The organism is Glaciimonas sp. OK215 (assembly GCF_057787885.1).
Genome location: NZ_CM173544.1, coordinates 3,288,980 through 3,313,734, shown reverse-complemented (window position 1 = coordinate 3,313,734; position 24,755 = coordinate 3,288,980). Strand labels below are relative to the sequence as shown.

Annotated in this window: 25 protein-coding genes and 3 pseudogenes; 11 read left to right on the top strand and 17 right to left on the bottom strand. The window is 57.8% G+C overall.

Annotation, left to right across the window (positions count from 1 at the left end; translation table 11 throughout):
• Positions 1 to 2 precede the first annotated feature (2 nt).
• A complete protein-coding gene (locus AC3CHX_RS15090; protein ID WP_488628866.1) occupies positions 3 to 1,073 on the top strand; it encodes a Bug family tripartite tricarboxylate transporter substrate binding protein in 1,071 nt (356 codons plus the stop codon).
• 199 nt (positions 1,074 to 1,272) lie between these two features.
• On the opposite strand, the gene AC3CHX_RS15085 is transcribed toward AC3CHX_RS15090, so the two are convergent.
• Positions 1,273 to 1,545 carry a hypothetical protein gene (locus tag AC3CHX_RS15085; RefSeq protein WP_488628865.1) on the bottom strand — a complete coding sequence of 91 codons (273 nt, stop codon included), beginning with the start codon at positions 1,543 to 1,545 and terminating at the stop codon, positions 1,273 to 1,275.
• On the opposite strand from AC3CHX_RS15085, the gene AC3CHX_RS15080 reads away from it, so the two are divergent.
• The gene (locus tag AC3CHX_RS15080; RefSeq protein ID WP_488628864.1) at positions 1,539 to 2,273 is read left to right on the top strand and encodes a hypothetical protein; all 735 of its coding nucleotides are present in this window, start codon (positions 1,539 to 1,541) and stop codon (positions 2,271 to 2,273) included. The genes AC3CHX_RS15085 and AC3CHX_RS15080 overlap by 7 nt on opposite strands.
• Before the next feature lie 24 nt (positions 2,274 to 2,297).
• Here the strand turns inward: AC3CHX_RS15080 and AC3CHX_RS15075 are convergent, their stop codons facing one another.
• From AC3CHX_RS15075 to AC3CHX_RS15065, 3 genes are all read right to left on the bottom strand, one after another.
• Positions 2,298 to 3,371: an IS630 family transposase gene (locus AC3CHX_RS15075; protein WP_488628863.1), complete on the bottom strand. Its 1,074-nt coding sequence runs from the start codon at positions 3,369 to 3,371 to the stop codon at positions 2,298 to 2,300.
• Between the two features lie 125 nt (positions 3,372 to 3,496).
• A complete protein-coding gene (locus AC3CHX_RS15070) occupies positions 3,497 to 4,513 on the bottom strand; it encodes an alpha/beta fold hydrolase (protein WP_488628862.1) in 1,017 nt (338 codons plus the stop codon).
• A 254-nt stretch (positions 4,514 to 4,767) separates the two neighbouring features.
• Positions 4,768 to 5,298, bottom strand: coding sequence for a manganese efflux pump MntP (locus AC3CHX_RS15065; protein WP_488628861.1), 531 nt, complete (start codon positions 5,296 to 5,298; stop codon positions 4,768 to 4,770).
• A gap of 1,056 nt (positions 5,299 to 6,354) precedes the next feature.
• Between AC3CHX_RS15065 and AC3CHX_RS15060 the strand changes: the two genes are divergently transcribed.
• From AC3CHX_RS15060 to AC3CHX_RS15035, 6 genes are all read left to right on the top strand, one after another.
• Positions 6,355 to 7,347 carry a tripartite tricarboxylate transporter substrate binding protein gene (locus AC3CHX_RS15060; protein WP_488628860.1) on the top strand — a complete coding sequence of 331 codons (993 nt, stop codon included), beginning with the start codon at positions 6,355 to 6,357 and terminating at the stop codon, positions 7,345 to 7,347.
• A gap of 663 nt (positions 7,348 to 8,010) precedes the next feature.
• Positions 8,011 to 8,481: a tripartite tricarboxylate transporter TctB family protein gene (locus AC3CHX_RS15055; RefSeq protein ID WP_488628859.1), complete on the top strand. Its 471-nt coding sequence runs from the start codon at positions 8,011 to 8,013 to the stop codon at positions 8,479 to 8,481.
• Between the two features lie 3 nt (positions 8,482 to 8,484).
• Positions 8,485 to 10,041, top strand: coding sequence for a tripartite tricarboxylate transporter permease (locus tag AC3CHX_RS15050; RefSeq protein WP_488628858.1), 1,557 nt, complete (start codon positions 8,485 to 8,487; stop codon positions 10,039 to 10,041).
• A gap of 191 nt (positions 10,042 to 10,232) precedes the next feature.
• Positions 10,233 to 11,225, top strand: a complete 993-nt coding sequence (locus AC3CHX_RS15045; RefSeq protein ID WP_488628857.1) for a Bug family tripartite tricarboxylate transporter substrate binding protein — start codon at positions 10,233 to 10,235, stop codon at positions 11,223 to 11,225.
• Between the two features lie 63 nt (positions 11,226 to 11,288).
• Positions 11,289 to 11,843, top strand: a complete 555-nt coding sequence (locus tag AC3CHX_RS15040; RefSeq protein WP_488628856.1) for a GntR family transcriptional regulator — start codon at positions 11,289 to 11,291, stop codon at positions 11,841 to 11,843.
• A 279-nt stretch (positions 11,844 to 12,122) separates the two neighbouring features.
• Positions 12,123 to 13,529 (top strand): MDR family MFS transporter, encoded by a 1,407-nt coding sequence (locus AC3CHX_RS15035; RefSeq protein ID WP_488628855.1) that lies wholly within the window; start codon positions 12,123 to 12,125, stop codon positions 13,527 to 13,529.
• Here AC3CHX_RS15035 and AC3CHX_RS15030 read toward each other — a convergent pair.
• The 9 genes and pseudogenes from AC3CHX_RS15030 to AC3CHX_RS14990 form a co-directional block, all read right to left on the bottom strand.
• On the bottom strand, positions 13,470 to 13,967 hold the full coding sequence (locus AC3CHX_RS15030; protein ID WP_488628854.1) for an EAL domain-containing protein: 498 nt from the start codon (positions 13,965 to 13,967) through the stop codon (positions 13,470 to 13,472). The two genes, AC3CHX_RS15035 and AC3CHX_RS15030, sit on opposite strands and share 60 nt — an antisense overlap.
• A gap of 15 nt (positions 13,968 to 13,982) precedes the next feature.
• Positions 13,983 to 14,243, bottom strand: coding sequence for a hypothetical protein (locus AC3CHX_RS15025; protein WP_488628853.1), 261 nt, complete (start codon positions 14,241 to 14,243; stop codon positions 13,983 to 13,985).
• Positions 14,244 to 14,387: 144 nt separating this feature from the next.
• The gene (locus AC3CHX_RS15020; RefSeq protein WP_488628852.1) at positions 14,388 to 14,900 is read right to left on the bottom strand and encodes a group II intron maturase-specific domain-containing protein; all 513 of its coding nucleotides are present in this window, start codon (positions 14,898 to 14,900) and stop codon (positions 14,388 to 14,390) included.
• Entirely contained in the window at positions 14,897 to 15,457 is a 561-nt protein-coding gene (locus AC3CHX_RS15015) for a thiamine pyrophosphate-dependent enzyme (protein ID WP_488628851.1), read from the bottom strand. The genes AC3CHX_RS15020 and AC3CHX_RS15015 overlap by 4 nt, the downstream gene beginning before the upstream one ends.
• Positions 15,458 to 15,564: 107 nt before the next feature.
• On the bottom strand, positions 15,565 to 15,720 hold the full coding sequence (locus AC3CHX_RS15010) for a thiamine pyrophosphate-binding protein (RefSeq protein WP_488628850.1): 156 nt from the start codon (positions 15,718 to 15,720) through the stop codon (positions 15,565 to 15,567).
• Between the two features lie 58 nt (positions 15,721 to 15,778).
• Positions 15,779 to 16,669: an SMP-30/gluconolactonase/LRE family protein gene (locus tag AC3CHX_RS15005; RefSeq protein WP_488628849.1), complete on the bottom strand. Its 891-nt coding sequence runs from the start codon at positions 16,667 to 16,669 to the stop codon at positions 15,779 to 15,781.
• Between the two features lie 121 nt (positions 16,670 to 16,790).
• On the bottom strand, positions 16,791 to 17,843 hold the full coding sequence (locus AC3CHX_RS15000; RefSeq protein ID WP_488628848.1) for a porin: 1,053 nt from the start codon (positions 17,841 to 17,843) through the stop codon (positions 16,791 to 16,793).
• Between the two features lie 527 nt (positions 17,844 to 18,370).
• Positions 18,371 to 18,487: pseudogene (locus tag AC3CHX_RS14995) on the bottom strand (enoyl-CoA hydratase); the annotation flags it as partial.
• 164 nt (positions 18,488 to 18,651) lie between these two features.
• Positions 18,652 to 18,957, bottom strand: coding sequence for an alcohol dehydrogenase catalytic domain-containing protein (locus AC3CHX_RS14990; protein ID WP_488628847.1), 306 nt, complete (start codon positions 18,955 to 18,957; stop codon positions 18,652 to 18,654).
• A 303-nt stretch (positions 18,958 to 19,260) separates the two neighbouring features.
• On the opposite strand from AC3CHX_RS14990, the pseudogene AC3CHX_RS14985 reads away from it, so the two are divergent.
• A pseudogene (locus AC3CHX_RS14985) lies at positions 19,261 to 19,584 on the top strand (LysR family transcriptional regulator); the annotation flags it as partial.
• Positions 19,508 to 19,750: a hypothetical protein gene (locus AC3CHX_RS14980; protein ID WP_488644832.1), complete on the top strand. Its 243-nt coding sequence runs from the start codon at positions 19,508 to 19,510 to the stop codon at positions 19,748 to 19,750. The pseudogene AC3CHX_RS14985 and the gene AC3CHX_RS14980, both read left to right, overlap by 77 nt.
• A gap of 56 nt (positions 19,751 to 19,806) precedes the next feature.
• Here the strand turns inward: AC3CHX_RS14980 and AC3CHX_RS14975 are convergent.
• The 4 genes and pseudogenes from AC3CHX_RS14975 to AC3CHX_RS14960 all read right to left on the bottom strand — a co-directional run.
• Positions 19,807 to 20,004, bottom strand: a pseudogene (locus tag AC3CHX_RS14975) (XdhC family protein); the annotation flags it as partial.
• A 678-nt stretch (positions 20,005 to 20,682) separates the two neighbouring features.
• A complete protein-coding gene (locus tag AC3CHX_RS14970; RefSeq protein WP_488628846.1) occupies positions 20,683 to 21,603 on the bottom strand; it encodes a delta(1)-pyrroline-2-carboxylate reductase family protein in 921 nt (306 codons plus the stop codon).
• A gap of 9 nt (positions 21,604 to 21,612) precedes the next feature.
• A complete protein-coding gene (lhpH, locus tag AC3CHX_RS14965) occupies positions 21,613 to 22,623 on the bottom strand; it encodes a trans-3-hydroxy-L-proline dehydratase (protein WP_488628845.1) in 1,011 nt (336 codons plus the stop codon).
• Positions 22,624 to 22,672: 49 nt separating this feature from the next.
• On the bottom strand, positions 22,673 to 22,960 hold the full coding sequence (locus AC3CHX_RS14960; RefSeq protein WP_488644831.1) for an aconitase X swivel domain-containing protein: 288 nt from the start codon (positions 22,958 to 22,960) through the stop codon (positions 22,673 to 22,675).
• 634 nt (positions 22,961 to 23,594) lie between these two features.
• Between AC3CHX_RS14960 and AC3CHX_RS14955 the strand changes: the two genes are divergently transcribed.
• Positions 23,595 to 24,641: a porin gene (locus tag AC3CHX_RS14955; RefSeq protein WP_488628817.1), complete on the top strand. Its 1,047-nt coding sequence runs from the start codon at positions 23,595 to 23,597 to the stop codon at positions 24,639 to 24,641.
• Positions 24,642 to 24,755 lie beyond the last annotated feature (114 nt).

The following is a 24,755-nucleotide window of genomic DNA, read 5'->3' as shown; positions in this document are numbered from 1 at the left end:
TTATGTTGCAACTCAAACGGGTGCCGGACACTATGCTGACGCCGAATAGGAATTTTAATCAGTCAAGGAAGATACATATGACTTGCATGCAATCAGGATGGAAACGAGCGGCGGGGCTTTTTGTCGCCTTGGCCTTGTGCCTAGCGGGAGGCACTGGTAATGCGTGGGCTGAGGCCTTCCCCACCAAGACAATACGCATTATCTCCCCTTACTCGCCGGGTGGCGGCAATGATGTCATCTGCCGAGCGGTGGCGGCGCGGCTGAGCGCGAAGCTGGGCCAGCCGGTGATCGTCGAGAATAAGCCTGGCGCTAACACCATCTTGGGAGCCAGTTACGTGGCGAAGCAACCGCCGGACGGTTACACCATCATCTTGTTGCCTACACAGCACGTCTACAACCCAGCCATCTACAACCACGTTCCCTACGACCCAATTAAGGACTTCACGCCGATAGCCATGGTGGGGTCCGCGCCGCTGCTGCTGGTCACGCATGTAGGTGCTCCATTCAAAAATCTGAAGGAACTGATCCAATACGCTAAGAAACGGCCTGCAAATGACATTACTTTCAGTACTGCGGGTGCCGGCTCCTCAGGTCACTTGGCGGGGGCATTGCTGGGTCAGGTCATCGGCCTCCAGTTCCAACACATCGCGTACAAGGGAGCAACACCGGCGATGCAGGCGCTGCTTACCCACGAAGTCATGCTGAGCATTTCGCCGCCCGGGACGATGCTGCCGTATGTGCGCTCAGGCAAGATGATCGCGATCGGGATGACCGGCGATAAGCGTTCGCAATCCGCTCCCGACATCCCCACCATCGTCGAGCAAGGCCTGCCCGGTTTTGACGCGGGGTTATGGTATGGTTTCTTCGGACCAGCGAAAATGCCGCGTGACGTGGTGATGAAGCTGAACGCCGCGATCGGAACCATCGTCAATGACAAGGAGATCAAGGATTTGTTCGCCAAGCTCGGCATCGACCCCGCCAGTTTGACGCCGGAGGAGTTCGCCAAGGTGCTGGTCAGGGACATGAAGCGCTGGACGCCGATAGTCAAGGCGGCTGGCATGAAGTTGGAATAATCGCACCGAGATTGGAAGACTGGACCAAGTGTTCCGTTCCCTCACTTGATCGGACACGGCAGAGCCACAGGCGCCTCGCAATGAAGGCGCGCCCCCGCGGATGACGGCCGGAAAGAACAGCTGGAGAAGGCCCGATGCGCGGGGTGGCGATGCGTGGCTGGGTGGTGGTCTGGATGCTCATCAAGCGCGAGTTGGCGGGCTAGTTCGCCTCGCCCGTGGCCGATGTATTCCTTGTGATCTTTTTCCTCTTGGCCGGAGTGGCGCAGTCCGCCGGAGACCCGGCCTTGATTTCGCTGCGCAGCCGGGCGGTGGCGGCGCGTCCATTGACCATTATTCTGAGCTGCAGGCGCGCGCGCAGCAGGCCTGCCTGGGCAAAATCCAGGCGCTCGAAGCGACGCTGTAGAAGACTTCGCAGGCGCTGCAGCGGCCGGGCGTTTCCGAACAGGAACCACTTCCACCAACCTTTTGACACCCCAGCAGCAGACGGAAATCGACCGCTTCCGCAACGCCTCCGCCGACACGCGGCGCGAATTGAAGCTGGTCCGGCAGGAGTTGCGCCGCGACAGCGACGCCCTCGAATTCTGGATCAATGTCATCAATATCGGCGCCGTGCCGCTGCTGGTGACGATCACCGGCCTGGCGCCGGCCGTCAGTCGGCGCAAACGGGACTTCGGATCCTTTCAGGCACACAGAAAATATGAGCCGGAAGCAATTCATCGTCCTGGTGGTAGTTTTGCTGATCCTGCTCGGGGCCGGTGCATGGAGCAGTGGTCGGATCAGTTGGCGTGGAAGCAGACCGATATTTTTGCCAGCAAGAAGCTGCTGCCGACGCTCACCGCGATTTCGGTGGCGGAAATTCGCTGCGCGAAGCCCAGAATTAAGTCAATCTGGGCAAGCTCGCTCCCGCCGCGACCCCTCCTGCGAGCGCGCCGGGTTCGGCGGTGGCCGCGCCTCCAATCCCATGGGTTAAGAGCTCTGTCGTGTGGCGCCGCGAGGCAAATACAGCGAACTGCCGGCATGACGTGGACAGCTCGCAAGAGCCAGGTAAGTAGATCCATGTCATGCTTCCTGTCCAAGCGGCCCATTCAGCCAGCGGAGGTGACGTTCTTGCGAAGGCCAGTACACGGCTTCGCGCTCGCGAGCTCAAACTGCATGCAGCTGGTCGAGCGCCGTCCCATCTTTGGGCCGCAGGGTAGCTGAAGCACTCTCAAACGCCACCGAACTCTAGTGTCCTGAGTTAGAAATTCGTAGACAAAATCGTTCGATGCTGGCGAGGATGTCGTCGGCCGATTTCGTCCACGTGAAAGGTTTGGGGTTAGCGTCATGGATGTCGAGGTACTGACGAATGGCCTGTTCAAGCTGCCGAGTGGATCGGTGGGTGCCGCGACGGATGTATTTCTCGGTAAGCGCGGCGAACCATCGTTCAACTTGATTGAGCCAGGAGGCCGAGGTCGGGGTGAAGTGAACATGGAAGCGCGGATGGCGGGCAAACCAAGCCTTGATCGAAGACGTCTTGTGCGTGCCATAGTTGTCCATCACCAGATGCACCTCCAGTTGGGGCGGCACGCCGGCTTCGATGGTGCGCAGGAACTGCAGGAATTCACTGCTGCGATGACGTCGATGCAACTCCCCGATAACTTCGCCGGTGGCGATGTCCAGCGCCGTCGTGCCGTGGCGCATGTTATCGTGAGTGCGTCGCTCGGGGATGCCGGGCGCCAATGGCAGCATGGGCTGCGTTCGGTCCAGCGCCTGAATCTGGCTCTTGTCGTCCACGCACAACACCATCGCCTTGAGCGGCGGGTCGAGGTACAGCCCAACGATATCGCGTACTTTCTCGACAAACAATGGATCGGTGGAGAGTTTGAAGGTTTCCTGCCGATGTGGCTGCAATCCGAAGGCACGCCAGATCCGCGTCACGGCTGTCTGCGACAGGTCCATCTCGCGAGCCATGGTGCGCGTGCTCCAGTTCGTTGCCCCGGTCGGCACGGACTCGAGCGTCTTGGCGATGACCGCATCCACCCGTGCATCATCGATCGTTCTGGGGGTGCCCGGACGCAGTGCATCGAGCAACCCGTCCAGGCGGTGCTCGACGAATCGCGAGCACCATTTCGAAACCGTATGCGACGTCACACGCTGTCTCGCCGATACGGTCTTGTTGCCGGCGCCATCTGCGCAGGCCAACACGATGCGCGCTCGCAAGGCCAACGCTTGCGCCGTCTTGCGCCGCATCGTCATAGCATTGAGTTGCTCGCGTTCCGAATCATTCAATATCAGTGGAGCTTTGGATCGTCCTCTCATCGCTGCCTCATTGTTTGTATTCGCTGCAACCCAGATTACTACGCAACACGATAATGCAACGAATTTCTAACTCATGACACTAGTTGGTGTGGACCGAGGCGAATCTCCAAGGATCTGGGCGCGAGCTATTTGTGGGCGTGTTTGCTCAGAAAATCCAAAACGAGCGTGTTAAAGATATCCGGCTGCTCCCAATAAACCGAGTGGCCGACGTCTGGCATCACAACCATATCCGCGTTTGCGACGTGTTGAGCGAAGACCCGCATCATTGTCGGCGGCGCCGCCAGATCCGCGCCGCCAGAGATGAATAATGTTGGCGCCTTAACCCGTGCGAGGGTCGACCAGTTAAGCTTGTTGGCGCTTTTGGTACCTTTGCTGTTGCCGGTGAGCGCTGCGTGCTCAAGTTCCTCCCAAGCCTTCGTTCCCTCGATATTGGCGGCTCGATAAGAGGGGCTTAGCTCGCGGAAAGATGAGGGCATATTGTTGAAGCCCGAGACCCGCGAATGTTGGTTGATCTTCTGGTATTCGGGCTCGTCAGTATCGATGTAAGAACCGGCAGCAACAACCAGCGCGTAAAGCCGATCCGAATGATCCATCGCAAAATCAAGCGCGATCGCGGTCCCGGCGGCCGACGACACGATGGCGAAACGGCCGATCTGCAAGAAGTCCGCCATTGCCGCGAGGTCTCGGGACGGAACGCCGCCGTCACCCGGGACGGCGGGGGACGAGCCGTTGTAGCCGCGCCGTGAATAGGCAATGACGCGATAGCCTGCTTTGACCAGGGCCGACTGTTGGTAGCTCCACATGAGGACGCTCCCGGTCGCCGGGTGCATCAGAATAACCGGGATGCCATCTCCACCGGAATCGCGGTAGTAGAGCCTGGCGCCGTTAACTTCAGCGATGCCCTCCCGGTAGGGCATCCATGCCGGCGGGGGCGTGTACACGAAGGGGCTAGGGGGAATGGCTGCGTCGGCGATGGGCAGATTCAACGCAAGTATCGCGCCTGAAGTCCACGTTACCAAAAACCGACGGCGATTCGAGCTAGGCAATCCGACTGAATCTGCCCTGCTGATCGCCGAGGTCCCCCAGCGCGTTGAAAGAAACCGGATCATCTTGTCTCTCAGTAAATTGAATATCTGTTGCATGCGATCAACCGCTGCAGTGAACTTTAGATGAGTGAGGCCTGACGTTGAAGCGTTAATGATTATCGGTACGTTCGAACAAGGCGTCTACGCCCCGCTAGGATACAGAGTCGAGACAAAATGTCTCGACTCGAAGGGCGCGAGATGGAAAGTTTGGCGGATCTGGCGAGTTCGTCGCGACTATCGAAGGCGCAAGATTTGTCCAGGCAACACGTCAGTTTGGCATGACGCCATCCGGAGTCACTAAGGCCGTACACCTATAGAATAATCTTCACACCCAGCAGTATTAAGACTGTCCCTCCGAATATTTCCGCTTTGCTTTCAACCCATGTGCCGCTCTTCCTGCCAATGAAAACACCGGCGACGCTGAAGCAAAATGTCATGGTTCCTATCATGAGGCAAGAAATATACGGATTGACATCCAATAAGGTCAAACTGAATCCGGCGGCTAGTGAATCAACGCTGGTGGCAATTGCCAAGATCAGCATCATTTTCCTGGTGACGGTCATGATATCTTCTTCAACATCTTCCTGAATACCGGCGTAAATCATTTTGCCACCAATCAGCGCCATTAATACGAAGGCAATCCAGTGAGTATAGGCGTCCACCACACCTATCAGGCCCTTGCCGCAAAAGTACCCAATTAAGGGCATTATGGCCCCGAAGGTTCCGAAGAATACCCCCGCAGTGAGCGCCAATCCTTGAGCGTTTCTTTTTGCTCCTAGCCCAATTGAAACTGCAAAAGCATCCATGCTTAGAGCAACGGCCAGGATAATTACTTCAATCATATCAATCCTTATACTAACAAGCTGTGAAAAATGCCTTCCTCTGATCATCGATAGAATCGGAAGGTGTTCATGCCTTTTTCAACATCCTATTCGCCTGACGTTATCAAAGGCCAAGTGCAACACCTTCTCCTGCGAGGTGCCGCCGCGGCGAAAATCTCGATTGAGGTGAGGAGGCCGGCAGGTAAAAATGGGCCCGGATTTCCGTTTTGGTTATCGACCTAGGCTATGACGAGCTTGGCTTTGTGAATCGAATGCCCATCAATCACAATATGAATGAACTCTCGATGGGGCAGAGGCTGGATTTTGACGTCGAAGCGTTGCTGATTATCGGTAAGCTCCACCAAGGCGTCAACGCGTCGCCAGGACAAGTAGTCGAGACAGAATGTCTCGACTCGCAGGAGCTGAGTTGGAAAGGTTTGGACGGATTGCCGAGTTCGTCGCGGAGCGACCATCCAGCTTGGCGCTGCTACGTTCCGATTGCCACAAGACGCAGTCGCGCGAATCGAGATTGCTGATTGCCACATGCGGCCCCTTAGCATGCTGGCCAGCCTCAACGACGACTACCGCCACCGATTACCCATAGGTCGTGTACCCTCACTGTGGCGCCTGCCTCCCACGCCTACTTGCAGCATCGCTGCGCGAGTGGCGAGGAGGCACGCAGCACATCCGCAACCTGCGCTGCATGCGTGACGCACCGCAGGACGTGCTCCGGCGCATATCCGGAAGAAGAGTTTTTCAGGACCAGTTATAGGCGGGCAGCGACGAGCGCCTGGCTGCGCCGTGAATTTGACCGCATTCACGTGAACCGGGTGAGGAGCATCGGGGGAGGAGCATCGGGAGAGGCGTAGCGGTGGCTTGCGCGGGACCGGGGCGACTTCAAAAGAAAGCGATGCAGCCGCCGCAGGTCACGGCGCGTGGGACGCAGGACTACTTCGATTCGAGAAATTCCGTCTCGACTCAATATCCTGGCGGGGCGTTTTTGACTGGCGCTGATCAAGTTACCATATTTCACTCAGCAAGACCGTCGTCAAGCATAACGCACCCAGGAGGGACAACATGCCCGCAATTTCTCGCCGTAACATCCTTTTCTCGGCAATCGCTATGGCAGCGATCGCCACTTCGGCCCAGGCTGTAAACTACCCGTCCCGGCCCGTGCGCATCGTTACCGCCTCGGCACCGGGGGGTAACGCGGACATACTGGCGCGCATTGTCGCGGAAGGCTTGTCCAGGAACTTGGGCCAACCTTTCATTATCGACAACCGCCCCGGTGGCAGCAGCATCATAGGCACGCAGTTCGTGGGCAAAGCAGCGCCGGACGGCTATACCATACTGATGATCTCCTCCTCGCATTCAGTGAACCCCACTCTGTTCGGCAAAGATCTGCCCTACGACACGCAGAAGGACTTCGTGGGCATTACCAAGGTTGGCTCCACGCCTATGGTCTTGGTCGCTTATCCGGGCCTGGGCGTGCGCACCCTCAAGGAGCTCATTGCGAAAGCCAAGGCGGAGCCGGGCCAAATCAACTTTGCCTCGAGCGGAAAGGGTTCGCCGGCTCACTTGGCCGGCGAACTGCTCAATGCGCTAGCCGGAATCACGACTATGCAGATTCCTTACAAGGGCTCGCAGCAAGGCGTAAGCGACACCATGTCCGGACAGGTGCAGCTTTCGTATCCCAGCCTGCCCTCGGCGAGCGCCATGATCAAGTCCGGCGCGCTTATTGCGATGGGAATAACCAGCAGCAAGCGCTCTGCGGTAGCCCCCGACATTCCCACCTTGGCCGAGACAGTGGCCGGCTACCAAGCCACCATCTGGACCGGAGTGGTTGCCCCGGTAGGCGTTCCCAAGCCCATCATCACCAAGCTAAACATCGAAATCATCAAGGTGCTGAGCAGCCCCGAGGTGAAGGCTAAGCTGCGGAGGATGGGCGTGGACGTCGACACAAGCACGCCCGAGGAATTCGATGCCTTCATCGATTCGGAAATCAAGAAATGGGCGGGCATAATTAAGAAAAACAACGTCAAAGTCGAGAAAATGGAGATGAAGCGATAGCTTTGTACGCGCGGGATCCGGCTACTTGACCCGCGCCGAAAGCGTCAATGGTTTTTTTCCACCAGACCATTATTATTCAGAAAAGATCATGAAGAAATCGCCCACCATTCTCCAATCCCGGCAGGAAATCCTACGCAGCACAGGGCTTTCCGGGTCGAAGGCCGGGGAGATGGAGTTCACTGGCTCCGCACCTGTGTGCAGTACACAATACAAGGTTGCCACCGGCGGCTCTGCGGCGATGCGTGTGGTGCCAGTTGCGAAACGCAGACCGGCAAGCGGCCCGCTATCGCGATCGACGTCAGCGGCGCCACTGCCTTCCTACGCAGCAGCAACTACGTGCGAATGGACGGGTACGTGCGTGCCACGCACGAGGCGTTGAGCAGGTTTCACCGCACGGGGAACGGCCGTTGGAATTACTTCGACTTCAATCGATTAGCATAGGCTCATAACACCCTCTAGGCAAAAGTGACATGGCAATAAAGACGGTTTCGGCTATGCCGAGTCTCATATCAGGATATGAGACGTCGCGTTCGATTTCAAAAGAAGGCGCGACGCTGATCTAACGTACTAATTAATTACGTTTTCAAAATTTGGAAAGGCACAAGTCCGGTTCGCCGAGTTTTTTTACTTATTTATAAAATAATATTCACTAGAAATATGAGGATGACAATGCGCAGGTTTATCAACAAATACACCAAGGATTACTATGGCGGAGGGCTGATGGTTTTGCTCGGCCTGGGAGTTATATTGCAGGGCAGGGCGTATAACGTCGGTACCCTGAGGCAGATGGGGCCCGGCTTTTTTCCGGTCGCCCTCGGAGGACTGCTGGCGCTGATCGGCGCGGCCATCGCGCTAACGGCGAAAGCCGCCAGGCAGCCTGGCGAAGAAAAACACCTGGCGCCCGAATGGCGCGGCTGGATCTGCATCACCCTGTCCATCGTCGCGTTCGTCGTGCTTGGCAAATATGGCGGGCTATTGCCGGCGACCTTTGCCATCACCTTCATTTCCGCGATGGGCGACCGGCAAAACACCCTCAAGAGCGCATTGATTCTATCGCTGGCCATGGTGGCGGTCTGCGTCATCGTGTTTTGGTGGGCCCTGCAGTTGCAGTTTCCTTTGTTTCAGTGGGGTTGAGTCATGATATTGCAAGCAATTATGGATTTGTGGCATGGCTTTGGGGTGGCGCTTCAGCCGCACAATTTGATGTGGTCCTTTGTCGGCGTCCTGATCGGTAACCTGATCGGGGTATTGCCGGGCATGGGCGCGCTGTCGGCGATCTCGATGCTGTTGCCGCTCACGTATACGATGGGCCCGATTCCGGCGATCCTGATGCTGGCCGGGATATTTTACGGCTCACAATACGGCGGTGCAATCGGGGCCATCCTGCTCAACCTGCCCTGCCATCCACCGCATGCGGTGACCTGCCTGGATGGTTACCCCCTGACCAAGCAGGGCAAAGGTGGAACGGCGCTCGGTATCACGATGATCTCCTCGTTCTTCGCGGCCTCGTTCGGCATTCTCGTGATGATTTTCGCGTCGCCGCTGCTGGTCGGCATTGCCTTCAAGTTCGGCCCGACAGAACTGTTCGCGATCATGCTGCTCGGGCTGATATGCGGCGGCACCATGTCCAAGGGCTCACCGTTGAAGGGCGTGGCGATGACGATCATCGGCCTGATCCTGGGCATCGTCGGCACCGACGTCAACAGCGGAACGGCGCGCTTTACCTTTGGCCTGGTCGAACTATCCGACAAGGTAGAACTGGTGGCATTGGCGTTGGGCCTGTTCGGTGTGACCGAATTCTTGCGCAGCGTGAACCGCATGCATGCCGTCGGCAGCGGCTCCAAGGTGCGCTTGCGCGACATGCGCCCTAGCAAGGCGGAACTCAAACAATCGTTCTTTCCGATGCTGCGCGGCACGCTGATTGGCACTTTGTTTGGCGCCATGCCCGGAACGGGTCCGACCATCACGACGTTCATTGCTTATGCGTTCGAACGGAAAATTTCCAAGACGCCTGAGCGTTTCGGAAAAGGCGCGATCGAAGGCGTTGCCGCCCCGGAAGCGGCGTCGCACTCGAAAACCCAGGTCGATTTCATTCCAACCATGAGTCTGGGTATTCCCGGCGACGCTGTCATGTCCCTGATCCTGGGGGCGCTGCTGATCCAGGGCATACAGCCCGGACCGCAACTGATCACCGAGCATCCCGACCTGTTCTGGGGCTTGATCGCCAGCTTCTGGATCGGCAATGTGTTGCTAATTGTGCTCAACGTGCCGCTGATTGGGGTGTGGGTCAAATTGTTGAGGGTTCCCTACCGTTATCTGTATCCGTCTGCCCTGTTTTTCATTGCGGTGGGTGTTTACAGTACCAATAACAGCCTGTTCGAGATCGGCGAGGTCCTGGTGTTCGGCCTGATCGGAGCCCTTTTCGTCGCGCTGGATTTTTCCGTGGCACCGATTCTGCTCGGCTTTGTCCTCGGGCCCATGATCGAGGAAAACTTCCGCCGTGCCATGCTGCTGTCACGTGGCGACATGGCAGTGTTCGTGGAGCGGCCAATCAGTGCGGCTTTCATCGCAATGAGCTCATTGTTGATAGTGGGACAAATGTTTTTTGCATTCCGCGCGGCCATGCATAAACGGAAATCGGCAGGATTGCGGCCCGTTATTGACGCCAGCATGCCCGTCTTGGACGAAGGTTGATATCGTCGATCAAGTCCGGACCCGAATAAGCCTGGCAGGTAAGAAAAGTGGGCTGTGGGGGACATGCCTGAGGGAGGGCATGTCGGTAATTAACCTGACAAATCGATGTCGGGCTCAGCATCATGAGCTTGTTCGCGCAATTTAGAGAACCGGGATAGAAATCCCCGTTTCATAATCATAAGGAGATTTCAATGTTTCATTTTCCACGCAAGGCAGCGCAATTCGTGTGCGTGGCCACTCTAACGGCAGTGGCCGCGACTGCGGGTGCTCAGACCCCCGCTCCCTATCCAACCAAGCCAGTGCGCATTATCGTGCCCTACGGGGCTGGCGGCAGCACCAGCGTAGCGACGCGCATCATCGCGCAGAAGTTGAGCGAGATCTGGGGGCAGCCCGTGATCGTGGAAAACCGCCCCGGGGGCAACACTATCATCGGCTCTCAAGTCGTGGCCCGCGCGCCGGCTGACGGCTACACGCTGCTGACAATCGCCAAAACCCACGTCATCAACCCATGGTTGCAGGCAAAGCTGCCCTACGACACCATGAAGGACTTCGCCGCCGTTTCCACGCTGACGCGGAGCGACTATATGCTGGCGGCGAGCCCTGCCTTCCCGCCTAACACCGTAAAGGAATTCATCGCCTATGCGAAGGCGAACCCGGGTAAGGTCAATTCGACTGCGAACGGCTTAGGCACGGTACAGTATTTGGTGAATGAGTTGTTTATGGACGCTACCGGCATCCGGTTGACGGTTATACCCTACAAGAGCGGCGCCCAATCTACGACCGATTTGATAGGGGGGCAGCTGCAGGTGAGTTTCAACAACTTGGCGAACCTGGCCGGGCACGTGCAGGCCGGCGAGCTGAAGGGCATCGCCATCTCGGGCAACAAGCGCCACCCGTTGGTCCCCAATGTGCCCACATTTGCCGAGGCCGGACTACCGGGCTTCACCGCGGAGGACTGGTTCGGCGTGCTGGCGCCGGCCGGCACGCCCAAACACATCATCGAGAAGATCAACGCCGACATCAGAAAGGTGCAGAGCTCCGCCGACACTGGGCGCATCCTCGCCAAACAGGGCCTCGAGGCCTATCCCAACTCGGTGGCTGCCACTGAGGCGCTACTGCGGTCCGACTATGAGAATTATGGCAAAATCATCCGCGCCAAGGGTATTACCGCTGAAAGCAAGTAGGTCCGCAGTACGCAACACCTAGGCCCCTACGTAGGTGTTCGGCGCAAACGGGGCTGTGGACAAATGAGCCAATCGGAATGGCTGGGCATCAGTCGCACGCCTGTGCGGGAAGCCTTGAATCGCCTTCAGTCAGAAGGCCTAGCGGTACAAGAGCCGCGCCGGGGCATGATCATCGCGGAGTTGGACCATGCGATGGTGTCGGACCTCTACCAAATGCGTGAAGTGCTGGAAGGCACGGCCGTTAGCTTGGCGGCGCGCAACGCATCCGAGGTCGAGATTGGCATGCTGCGCGATATCTTCGAGAAGGACAAAACGATCGCCAATGATCCTGCCAGGCTGGCCCACAACAACCGGCTGTTCCATGAATGCCTTTACCGCGCCGCGCACAACCGATATTTATCGAAGACTCTCAATGCGCTACGTGAATCAATGGCCTTGCTCGGCCAGACCACCTTAGGTGTTGAGGGACGTTCGGCCACTGCGCTCCAGGAGCATGACGCCTTGGTAACTGCCATCGAAAAGCGCGACCCAGTCGCCGCTGAGCAGGCCAGTCGCGAGCACATTCGCGCGGCCTATCGTGCCCGCATGGCCGTCATGCTTGAGGATTCTCGATCGTGAGGACGAGACGAATCCCGTCTGTTCCAGACCGTGGAGTTGAGTCCCTGCGCATTTGAGTAAAGTCGCTCCAAGCCAGAGTAGGTGAAGAAATTTGACGTATGAGCGTGCCTTTAGCTTGGCGGGCGACTGGGTGCGATGCCGATGTCAAGCGGCCCTCTGCTGCCGTCAATTTTGCATTTCGTCAACACGACGAACAACAATTTTCAAAATCCGCGCTGAATCAATTGCGAATCCTGCATTTGCAGTGTCAACCGAAGTTAACTTGATCGAGATAAAATCATGTCTTCCTATTCTGCGAATTCGCGAATCCTGCCGCTTGTTATCGCGTGGCCCCTTTTTCTGCAGAATCTGGACACTTCAGTCATGGCGACCGCGCTACCGTCGATCGCAACCGCCCTGAGCGTACCGGTGCTTGATCTTAACCTCGCAATCACTGCGTACTTGCTCAGTCTGGCGGTCTTTCTCCCCGTAAGCGGTTGGTTGACGGAGCGTTGGGGGGCGCGGCGTATGTTTTGCTGGGCGATCCTTCTTTTTACGGCGGGGTCTGCGTTGTGCGGGGCGGCACACTCGCTGCCTGAGTTGGTGGCCTACCGGCTGCTTCAAGGGATGGGCGGGGCGATGATGATGCCTGTTGGGCGCCTTATCCTTCTGCGAAGTGTCCCTGCATCTCAGATGATCAACGCGATGATTTGGTTCACAGTGCCCAGCGCTTTTGGCCGTATGACTGGCCCGCTCGTAGGCGGTGCGATTGTCACAGTTGTGTCATGGCGTTGGATCTTCCTGATCAATATTCCAATTGGTCTGCTCGGAATCGCCTTGGCAATGTGGTTCATCGAAAAGGACGAAATAATAGCGAGTGCGGACAAGCAAGCTCTAGATCTGATCGGTTTTGCGTTGCTGGCTGTCGGCCTGACGGGTCTTCTCGGCGGCCTGCAATCGATAGGTAACGCCCTCTTTTCCTGGGCCGTTAGCCTAGGGCTTCTTTGCACAGGCTTCGCGAGCATGTGGGGCTACCTGCGGCACGTAAGTGTTTGCAAGGAGCCACTCATCGACCTCCGCATCCTGCGATATCTGACGTTTCGAACCACGGTGCTCGGTGGCATGCCGCTACGCGTGGCGATCGGCGCGGCCCCTCTTCTGCTTCCCTTGATGTTCCAACTAGGGTTCGGACTTTCACCGCTTCAATCAGGGTTACTGACGATGGCAACTGCGATCGGCTCGCTGAGTACACGAACAATTGTCGCGCGTTTGATTCGGGCCGTCGGATTTCGCCCCCTTCTCATTTATTCCACTATGCTCAGCAGCGCTTTCTATGCTGCCTACGGCCTGTTTTCACCGAGTACGCCACACGTGCTCATGTTCGGGGCAATGCTATGTGGAGGCTTGTGCAACTCCTTGGCGATGGTCGCATTAAGCACTCTGGGATTTTCAGAGATTCCGCGCGAACGCATGAGTCACGCGACCGCCACTTCGACCATGGCGCAACAGTTATCCATCAGTCTCGGCGTGGTCATGGGAGCTTCACTCCTGGCGCTGATAAGCTCGTTGCATGGTGGTAGTTCCTCACAACTTCAGGCAAGGGATTTTTCGCCGGTATTCCTGACAATCGGCGTTATGACCCTGATCTCAGTCTTCTCGTTCTTGCGCCTTCGGGCAGACGAGGGTGATGAACTGCGAGGACGATGACGTTCGCGGTGGTTCCGAATGCCTACGCCTGCACCTCGCAACTGCGGATGCTTGCACGCCGTGTGCAACAGGGTCTTTCGGCAAGCGGGTTTGGCCTGGGAATGTGGGCGGCCTTTCGCTTACATCGCACGTACTGCAGACCCAGTTTCTGGTTCGCACCCGTCTCGACTTGGCTGGATTGCCGGCATACGATTGCCAGAGACGCATGAACTGCAAATGCAAGGCGTCCATCGCGTCGAGCTCGGCGGCCACCGTCTGCACGATATCGGGCTGCGCGAACTGGATGGCCGACACGTTGGCGGCGACTCGCAGCTTGCCCAAACTCGCTGTCCGCCACGCCTGATTCTGGGCGCAGGTGGTGCGCAACACCCAGGCGCCAATCGGGATGATCAGGCCGGTTTGTTCTGTCAGTGTGATGAACTCGGCCGGCAGGACCAAGCCAAACTGCGGGTGCTACCAGTGGATGAGCGCCTCGGCGCCGACAATTGCGCCGGTTTTCAGGCCCACCTGCGGCTGGTAGCACAGCAGGAGCTCGCCCCGCTCGAGGGCAGCGCGCCTTCGATCCTCAGCCTCGACTGGATCCGGGTATTCAGGGACGGCTCGAACATTGCTGATGTTGCAGGTCACGGATGGTTCAAATGAAGTGGCGCACCAAGGCGTGATGACGACCCGAAATTGGACGGTGTGCCATTTGCCGGTATCGATGGTGGCCATGCCTTCGTCACAGCACAGTTGTGGCCTCACGCTCATAAGTGCTTGCTATTACCCCTACAGCTCAACAAAGCTGCGGAATAATTTCCGATCTCAGTGGGGGTGTAATCGCAACGTATTTTTTTACGAGACTGGCGTTGCGCACGCCTACCAGCCACGACTATTTCGGCCTTCTACTACCCATGTTTTTGCTTGCCCCGGTTCTGGTTCACAGACATGGTCACGCATCAATGACGGGAATCCCCGTCGATATTTGCGCGCAAGCCAATGCCCAAATTTCCAGAAGACAGTGCGATCCAGCTTGCTAAACATGGTGGCCGTAAATTCGGGGTGCTGATAAAAGTTCGCCCATCCCGCAAGTTGCCGATTTAGGCTTTCCACGACGTCTATCCGATTTGCACCGTAATCGCCTGACGGTTGCTTGACCAGTTTCTCGGCAAAGCGTCGGTACTTCTCCCACGGAATTGTGCTGACAGGCCGCATGCGGCCGCGCGGACCTCGCTTACGGATGATGCGATGGCCAAGGAATACGAAGCCATCGTTGACATGCGTCACATGGGTCTTCTCCATGTTCGACGTCAGTTTGAGTTGACCTTCAAGGAATCCTCGGCATGCTTCCTGCATTGCTTCCGCGTGCGCCTTGATTCCTTTTACGATCACCACAAAATCATCAGCGTAACGGCAGTAGGAAATCGCCGGTTTCCACTGTCGCTCGCAAACGCCCGCCTGATCGCGCCCTCGAGATCGCCCGGTCGCGTGACTTGTTCGCCGTGCGCGCCGAATACCCTCGCGAGCGCGCCGAAGTCCGGGTTGTTGTAATCGGCCGCATAGAAGCGCCCGCCGTAGCGTTCGTTCTGGAACGCGCGCTCATTGCCGAGCCCCTGGTCGTTGAAAATCACGTAGACCACGGGGATGTTTTCGCGCACGGCCGTTTCGAGCTCACCGATATTGCACATGGCGCCGCCGTCGCCGGACGCGCAGAGAACGGGGAGGTCGGGCCGCGCCAGCTTGGCCCCCAGCGCGATCGGAAACGAGCCGCCGACAGCCCCCCAGTCATCCATGCACATGAACGTGCGCGGTTCGTAGCTCTTGAAGTACTGCCTCACGTGCTTGGCGCCATTGCCCGCGTCCACCACGCAGATTCCGTTCTCCGGCAGCACCTTGCGGATCATGTAACCCACGAGCTGCGACTGGATTGGCTCGGCTTCGTGGTCCACTTTTGCATAGAGTTCGGCCTCTCACTGCGCGCGCGACTTCGGGACGTCGACCCACGACTTGCGCACGCCGCTTGCGGCGGCACGCTCGGTGAGGCCCTTCACGAAGCTCATCGTCGAACCTCCGGGATCTGACGCAACTCGTCAAGGATCGCCAAGTTCTGCGTTCCGGGGATACCGAAGACATGCTCGATGCCCTCCCTCAGCAATGCGTCCACCAAGGCACGCGCTGCGTTGACGGTGGGTTTCTCTATCATTCTATTCATGGATTCTCCGTGAGCGGTTGATGCGGGCCGCCATCACGGCCTGCCAAGACTGTCGACTTCATGTATGGGAGTACATCTGCTTGCCGGCAACCGGCATGCGCGCGGCCAGGATGTTGGCTTTCGCTGAGTCGACGATGTAAAGCGTCTTGCGGTCCTCGCCGCCATACGCGATGTTGGTCGTCATTTCGCCCGCGCACGACTTCACTTGGTAGAGGGGCTCGCCGCGCTTGCTGAAAACCCATACCAAGCCCAGGCCGGGATGGGTCACGACCACGTTACCCTCTTCGTCGAGCGCGAGCCCGTCGGGACCCGGGCTGAAGAGCTGCACGAACAGCCCGACTTTTGAGACGATGCCGGACTCGTCCAGCGGGATTCGCCAAACCGAGCTCGCGCGCGTGACGGCGACGAAGAGCTCGTTTTCTCGCCGGTTGAAGACCAGCCCGTTCGGGCTCGGTATGTTGTTGACCAGGCAATCGAGCTTTCCGGCGGTCGTGTAGCGATAGACGCAGCCGGTCGGGTCGCTCAGGCCCGTCGCGCCCTGATCGGTGAAATAGAGGTCGCCGTTGTTCGCGAAGATGAGGTCGTTCACCCCCTTGAAGCGCTGCCTGGAGGGGCCTTCCAGAATCGGCTCCACTTTGCCGGCCTTGGTGTCGAGCAAAAGGATGCCGTGGCGACGATCCGCGATGAAGATGCGACCGTCGCGGTGGATCTTGAGCCCATTGGGCTCGCCGTCGTACTCGACTGCAATTTCCCATTCGGCGCGAGGCGAGATGCGGTAGATGCGGCCCATGCGCATGTCGACGCAATAGAGATTGCCGTCGCGGTCGAAGGACGGACCTTCCAGGAAGTTGCGACGCGTCTTGGGTTCCGAGGCGCCAGGGCGGAATTTCGCGGGGATTGCCGCGAAGATCTCTGTTTCGATGACTTTGGGTGGAGGGCCGAAATACATGGTTGTTCCTTTCGTTTCTCTCAAATGACGCCGCTGCGCCTGAAGTCGGAAATCTCGTCAATCGAGTACCCCGCCTCGCGCAGCAGCAGATCGTGCTTCCTGGCCTCGACTCAGGCAGATATCAGAAGTTGTGGCGGATGCCGATATCGATGCCACTCGATGAATGATTGGCTGCCGTCGTTGCACCGTTGAGCGCCTGGTTGGAACCGCCGCTGTTGGTTTGGTGCGCAAGGGTCGTGTACAGCGCGGTGCGCTTCGACAAATTGTGAACATAACCGATAGCGAGCTTCTTCGCTTCCGGAGTGCCAGTGGCGTTGCTTCGGTTGTAGGAATACGAAGCCCTGACTTCATCGACGCTAGCGACCGGCACCCGCACGCCCACAAGCCCGCCTTTGATTGTAAGAGGTCCCTGGCCGTCGTTGATGTAGTTGGCAGAGAGCTTGGCCGGCCCGAAATCGTAAGAAGCAGCCACGCCCCGGTACTCTGCGTTCCCCGCAGCGTTGTAGTGCGTACGTCCCCAGTGAGCACGGGCGCTGATCGGTCCTTGATCGTAGTCGAAGCGGATGCCATCGCCCGTGCCGTCGCGAGAGGTCGCCGTTCCACCCGTGTTTTCGCCCAGCCAGTGCTGGATGTTCGCGCTTAAACCGCCCAAAACCTGGGGTGTGATGTAGGTGATGTCGTTGGACACACGCACCGCGCCGTTTTTTTGGGTAATGCCGCCTGAATAGCTGAGGGCGATACCCACGCCGACCACGAAAGGATCATATCTTGAAGTGAAGACATCGTACATTGGCGACCAATCGCGTCCCATATGGGCCTCGCCCCACGCTCCCTTAAGCCCCACGATCGAACGTCGGTTGAAAGTCAGGCCCCCAGGGGTAGTGTTGCCGCTGGTCTGGTTATTCGTGGTTGTGGCCTGACCGATGCCGCTGTCGATCGAAAAGCCGGCCTCGAGCCAGAACAGTGCGGACATGCCGCCGCCCAGATCCTCGGTTCCCCGAAAAGCGAGCTTACTGGTGCTGTCGCCGCCGCTACCCAACTGCGAGAGGCTGGCCAGCGAACCTGTTCCTCGGGATAGCGTGGCATCGGCGGTGCCAGACACCGACACTGATGACTGTGCGTGCGCGGCCGCGGAAAAGCCGAGTACCGAAAGGCAAATTAGTGATTTTTTCATAGGAATAAACCTAGTCTCCGAGAATTTTATGATCGGGCTGAAAGGTCAGCTTTTTGGGTCGCATGTCTGCTGCGCATGCACCCGTCGAAAAATGCCAGCGTCCGTGATCGCGTTCGCTTTCTGTACGAGGAGCTCGCCTACTTTGTGAATTGGTGAGCTCTTGAACCAGCATGAAGGTAGTGTCCTCATACTGCGATGTAGTTTGGGCTTGCAACCCCCCAGTTTAGGAATCGCCTCGCAGGCGATGTACCTGCCTGGACGGGGTTATCGTACTTTTGTTGCAAATTGGTGCGGCTAACCGAGAAATTAATCGACGATTCAACAACTTACGGCTTGCACAGAATTTCAGGTTGCGGTGATCTGTAACTCCTTGTCGCACAGCAGTTTTTTGTCGCGCTGCGTGTCAATTTGCACCAAAAGCACGATAACCCCATGATTGGGGTGTAGACGTTCTGCAGGAACATCGGCAGCGCCACCACTATCGGGACAAGCTTCTCGCGATGGAGCATAGTGGTCTATTTCCCCTGCGCGGCTAGAAACGCCAGCACCGCGGTGTTGCCGGCCAGCGGGTTGCGCTGTTCCGGTTGGTACATCGTCAGCGTGACGACAGGGCCGTCTTGTTCGTAGCTCAGAAAGTTGGACATGTTTGACTTTCGTTAGTGTGTTGTTGTCGATCACGAACCGGAGTCGGACCTTGCCTGCGAGCAGACGACGATAAGCCTCGTCGATGCGGTCCGCGTCAATCACCTCGACCTCCGCGCCGATGCCGTGCGCGGCGCAGAAATCGCGCATCTCCTACGCCTCTCCCTCAGGCCTTCTGGCTGCAGCCGCCGTACGTCGGCTGCCCATCGCGGCTGATGGAGTTGTCGGCCAGCACGCGTCCGCCGATACAGTACTGCTCAAGCCCGGCGCGGCAACGGGCGCACTCCCGGCAGGAGTCGACCATGTTCCCGACTCCTGCGTGTTCGCCGACAGTGAACCTGGTGACCTCCGCTCCGACGGCCGAGACGAACCCTGCGATCTCATACCCGGGCACCAGGAGGTAACTCGTGTTGCCGCGCGTGGTCGATGTCTTGATTGGCAAGCGGCTCCGCCATGACGTTCGTGAGATCAAGCACGCGTACTTTGTCTAACAATAAGGCCATAGAAGTTCTAAGCGATCAGCGAAGCAATTTGCGTTGAAATGAACCATAGTCTTGGTAGACTTTGGTGTTCGAGGTATTGATGCGTCTCTCGGTGCGTTCCATGCACGCATCATGTAGTTGATTATAGGTAGATCAGCGGCTGACAAAAATGCCCCGTCAGGACAGTCAATGGAGATAGAATGTCTCGAATAGAAGGAGCGTGAGATGGATAAGTTTGGAGGGATTGCCGAGTTCGTCGCGACTGTTGAAGCCGGAAGCGTTCGCAGGCAGCGCTACGGCTTGGCATGACGCCATCCGGGGTCGGCAAGGCCGTTAGCCGTTTGGAAAGTCGATTAGGGCTACGTCTACTAAGGCGCAGCACCCGCCGCCTGATAGTTACTGAGGAGGGGGCAGAGTGCTATCAGAAGTTTCGGCAGTTCAGGATCGAGCTGGAGGAGATGGAGACGATAGGGGAGCCGAACAAGCCCTTACAGGGCACGTTACGGCTACATCTGCATCCGGCGCTCGCGCGCGCTGATCATGCCTGCTCTGCCAATCTTCTATCGAAAGCATCCCGGCATGACTCTACGCATCACTTTGCGAAACGACCTAATTGATCTAATGGAAGAAGGCGTAGACCTCACGGTGCGGATTGGCAGAGTTGACGGTGCCAACATCATTTCGCGTCGCGTAGGTTTCACGCACTCTCGCTCTAGCACCAGTTCTACTGTGCCCCCGCAAGGCAGACCGAAGCGGTGCGTCTCATCGGCTGAGATGCCGTAGCGCAGCACGGTGGGCAGATCGCTTGAGCAGACTGCCTCTGCCCCGCGTTTCCGGATACTGTGGATGAGGTCGTCTTCAATGCAACCACCTGATACCGAGCCAACGGCCTCGCCACGGCCGTTGATGGCCATGAGCGAGCCGGGTGGTCGCGGTGAGGAGCCCCCGGTTCGAGCAACGATGACGAGCACTACGGGCAGACCCGCCGTTTGCCAACTCAGCGCTGTGCGCAAGACCAGGGTATCGAGATCCTCCATGGTGCCGGTTTACGTCAGGTTGAACGGCAGCTGGCGCAACGGCTTGCCGGTCAGCCGCGTAATGGCATTGGCGAAGGCCGGGGCCAGCGGCGGTAGTCCGACCAGATCGGTTTTAGCGGTCCCAAATAACGAAGCGAAAAAGCGAACACGGCCAAGGCTAAAAATATAGCAAGGGGAATACCCCGGAACCACCAAGTAATCTTTAAAATCTTAGCTTCAAATGAAGACCCGCCCTGTTGGTTCCACCCCGTTGCATTGTTTGAAGTTGATCAAGCAAATCTTCGGATTGTTGGTCCATGTCCCTATTCCTCTGGAAATCTGCGGATAATAGATCAGGACAAAGATTTGCAGCAATCTTAGGGCAGGGGGCTATGGCGGAAGAGCACATGAGTCGCCCCATGTTGAAATCGTAGAATTGTGCTGAAGACAAAGATGCTTGTTGATCGATAATTCCCTCCAGAACCGATGACGATCAGCTACGGCACTGCGCCTGCTTAACCACGTCATCCCGCGGTCAGACCTTCCTCAGGCGGATCGCTTGGCTCTTACAATTGAATCACGTTGCATTAGTGACCATAACTCCTACATTTCTCTTACCTGATAGCCATAATTACAACGTGCACAGAATCGCGGGAGTGACTTCAATTTTCGCCGGATGATATTTTTAGTACAGTGACGTTACGCTTGTGATGCAATCGCCACACGTGCCGCGGCCAGATCCCACGCGGCTTGTCCTACCGTCTTGAAAACGGGGGCCGCCCCCGATCGAGCAACGCTACCGGAAAGGACTTCGGATAATTCGGCCACGCGCGTCCAATCGATGTTGGCCTGGATCAAGTCGCCCACCTCGTGTTGTGCGCCTTCCAGGTCGTCGACGACGATCCGGCGGCTGTGCAGGAGTTCGGCTGGGAATTCGGCCATGTCGGGCTTGAATGCACCGATGCCGATCGCTAAGGTGTGCGGCGCGAGCGAGACGCGGATGACAGGGGTGGTCGACGTGGTCAATGCAATTACCACGTCCGTTACGGGATGCGCCGTCTGAAGCGAGCCTGCGTCAACCGGCTTGGCCACGACGTGGGCGTGGCGCGCCCGCAGCGCATCGCAGAACGTCTGCGTGGGAGCCATGTCGAGCCCGGCGATCCAGAATTCCGATACGCCAAAATACTCGACCAGCGCGTCGGCATGCGCGGCCGCTTGCGCGCCTGTGCCAATAATCAAGACCGACAACGGCTTTTTCGGCACCAAGGTCTCGATGCCGAGCAAGGTCATCGCCGCGGTGCGGCGCGCTGTCACCGTCGGACCGTCCAGCATTGCCAGTCTCCGGCCCGTTGACGTGTCAAAGACGATGACCTCGCCTTGAATCGCAGGCAGGCGATGCTGTGCATTGTTGGCATGCACGGTAATCAGTTTGGTGACGCTGATGTCGTTGGCAATCGCCGGCATGCTGAGTAACACGCTGGTGCTGTCGATGGTGACCACCTGCCGCTCGGGAGCCTTGATTTGCTTGCCCGCCAGCTCGCGCGCCGCTTGGGCGACCGCCGGCACAAGCTTGGAGTAGGGCAGGGTCGCCGCCGTTTGAATCGGGTTGAAAATGTGCATACGACGCCTTTAACGTAAAAAGAAGCCGGTAGGGAAAGGATCGGAATCTTCCAATACCCACTGGTTATTGCCCATGATATGGGCGGTGCCGGTCACTTCGGTAAGGGCCGCATCCAGCGAACTGACCTTCAGGGTATTCGTGACCCGAACCTCGAAGCTGCTGCCCACGATGCTGCCGTTAATGAATGGCTGATTCAGGCCGAGCCTGCCTCTCAAGAACAACTGAGCCGCACGGCCGGACGTGCCGGTGCCGGTCGGTGAGCGGTCCACTTCACGGTCGGCAAAGATACATACGTTGGATTGCTCCACCCCCTCGCGGTTGGGAGCGCCGTCAATGATCGTGCCGTACAGCTCGTCAAGACCCGGCTCCAGTGGATGCTGGATGCGCACCTTGGCTTTGACCGCTGCCTTGGTTTCCGCGCCCAACTGGATCAGCGAGCGAACCAATTCCGGCTTGATCGTCAACTTGGCCTGGTCGGCATTGATGTAGTAGTAGAACGCGCCACCGAACACGATATCGCCAGTGATCTTGCCGAACGAAGGCGTTTCGACCTCGACGTCGCGCATATAGATAAACGAAGGCACGTTTTTGAAGCTTACCTTCCCGGCGCGCGTGCCGTCCCATTCCACCTGCGCCTCAATGAAGCCCACAGGCGAGTCGAAGCCGATCCGCGTCGTCGGCGCTGTGCGTTCGACATAGCCCATTTCCACCAGCACTTTACCCAACGCGATAATGCCGTAGCCGCACATGTCGCTATAACCTTCGTTGTGAATGAAAATGACGCCGAAGTCAGCATTGGGGGTCGTCGGTGGTAGCAGATAGGCACCATACATATCGGCATGGCCGCGCGGTTCGTTCATCAGGAACTGGCGCAAATCGTCGCGATTGCGCTTGAGCCAGGCTCGCTTCTCAAGAATCGTGTTTCCGGGAACTGGCGGTATTCCAGAAACCAGGATGCGCAAGGGCTCGCCGCCGGTATGGGCGTCAATCGTTTGAATCGTGCGAATGAAACTCAGCATGGTGCGGACTTTTATATAAAGCTATTTCAGTGTTAGTCGTTCGACATCATCAATGCCGATCGGAGTCGATGTGCAGACGGTCTCCGCTCTGTATGCCGTCGAACAGTGTCTGCGAAACCACAACGATCGGGCATCGTTTTCCATACAGATCCGCCGCCACCAATGCGCCAAGAACAATGATCGCGTCTGTCTCGCAGAGCACGATGGCGATCGGCCCCGTCCCGGCACGGATGGCCTCCGCCAGCACGCTGCTGCTGGAGCTTGAGCCTCGCCCGCGTTGCATGACCAGGACTTTCCCGGCCATGTTCTGGCCATGATTCGGATGAGAGTGGTCTATCGGACTGCATGTCGTACGTACCGATGGCCATAGATCGAAAAGGCCTGCGATCGCGCGTCAGGAGAGCACAGACAAGGAAGCGACGAATGATTCAATTCACGAGATGCGCGGTGACCAAGGCGCTGCTTGGCGTCTGCGCGTGCGCCGCGACGCCATGGTCGATAGTCATCCCGAGCTTCGGCGAAGGATGGCGCAGCGCGCGATCGACAGCACCTCGAACTGACCGCGCGAAACGCGCGCGGTGGTCGCGAGGCGCGAAAGAGAGGTGCGCAAAATCCCGCTTGACAGTCGCCTTTGACCAACCTAATATAATCCTATAAGCGAACAGTAGTTCGTATATAGGAACAAAACCATGAGCGAGACAAAACACTGCCGACTAATCATCCCTGGTTCGGCCCTAGGCGGGTACACCGCCTGAGAGTTGATACCTAAATTACACCGCAGTATGAGGACACTACCTTCATGCTGATTCAGGAGTTCACTCATTCACAAAGTAGGCGAGCTCTTTGTACAGAAGGCGAACGCGATCACGGACGCTGGCATTTTTCGACGGGTGCATGCGCAGCAGACATGCAACCCGAAAAGCTGACCTTTCAGCCCAATCATAAAATTTACGGAGACTAGGTCTATTCCTATGAAAAAATTACTAATTTGCCTTTCGGTTCTCGCCTTGTCCACAGCCGCCCACGCACAGTCATCGGTGACGCTGGCCGGCACCGTTGATTCCACGCTGACCCGCGGAACAGGCTCCTTGACCAGCCTCTCGCAGTTGGGGAGCGGCGGCAACAGCACCAGCAAGCTCATCTTTCGAGGGACCGAGGATCTGGGTGGCGGCATGTCCGCGATGTTTTGGCTCGAGTCCGGTTTCTTGGCCGACACCGGCAGCGGTCAGGCCACAAACACGAACAACCAGCCTACTGGCCTCACTCCTGCTGGGGGCTTGACGTTCAACCGACGTTCGATAGTGGGGCTTGCGGGTGCATGGGGCGAGGTCCATATGGGCCGCGAGTGGTCACCTATGTACGATGCCTACACTGCGAAGTTCGACCCCTTCGCAGTCGGCGTGGGTATCGGCATCAACTACTCAGCCGGCATCACTTCCAAAGACGGCGCGGTCCGCCTGTCCAACGACGTCGCCTACATCACACCCAAGTTTTTCGGCGGTCTCTCCGCGAACATCCAGCAATGGCTCGGCGAAAACCCGAGTGGAAAGGCTACCTCTCGCGACGGCACGGGCAATGGCATCCGCTTGAACTACGATAGCGGACCGGTCGGCGCCATTGTTCACTGGGGACGTACGCACTTCGCCGCGGGAGACGCGGTGTACCGGGCCGCAGCTGTTGTCTACGACTTCGGGCCGGTCAAGGCCTCCGTCGTCTACAACAACGATTCCGAAGGAACTCTTGCACAGAAAGGCTTGCTCGTAGGCGCGCGGGTGCCGGTCGGTGCCGGCGAAATCAAGGCTTCCTATTCCATGACCCGCAGCAACGCTACCGGCGATCCGGAGGCGAAAAAGCTCGCTGTCGGTTATGTCCACAATCTGTCGAAGAGCACCGCGGTGTACACGACGTTTGCTCGCGTGAATAACAGCGGCGGTTCCAGGCAGGCGCTCGGCGGCGCGACTACCGGAGCCAACCAGTCTTCGAACGGCTTCGACCTTGGCATCCGCTACAACTTCTGATATCTGACCTGAGTCGAGGGGTTCGCCAGGAAGCACGAAACCTTGGGCAGCCGCCTTCAGACGGAATTTTTCTTCTGTGGGCGGCGCAGGAAAGCCTCAAAGGCACGCACTCAT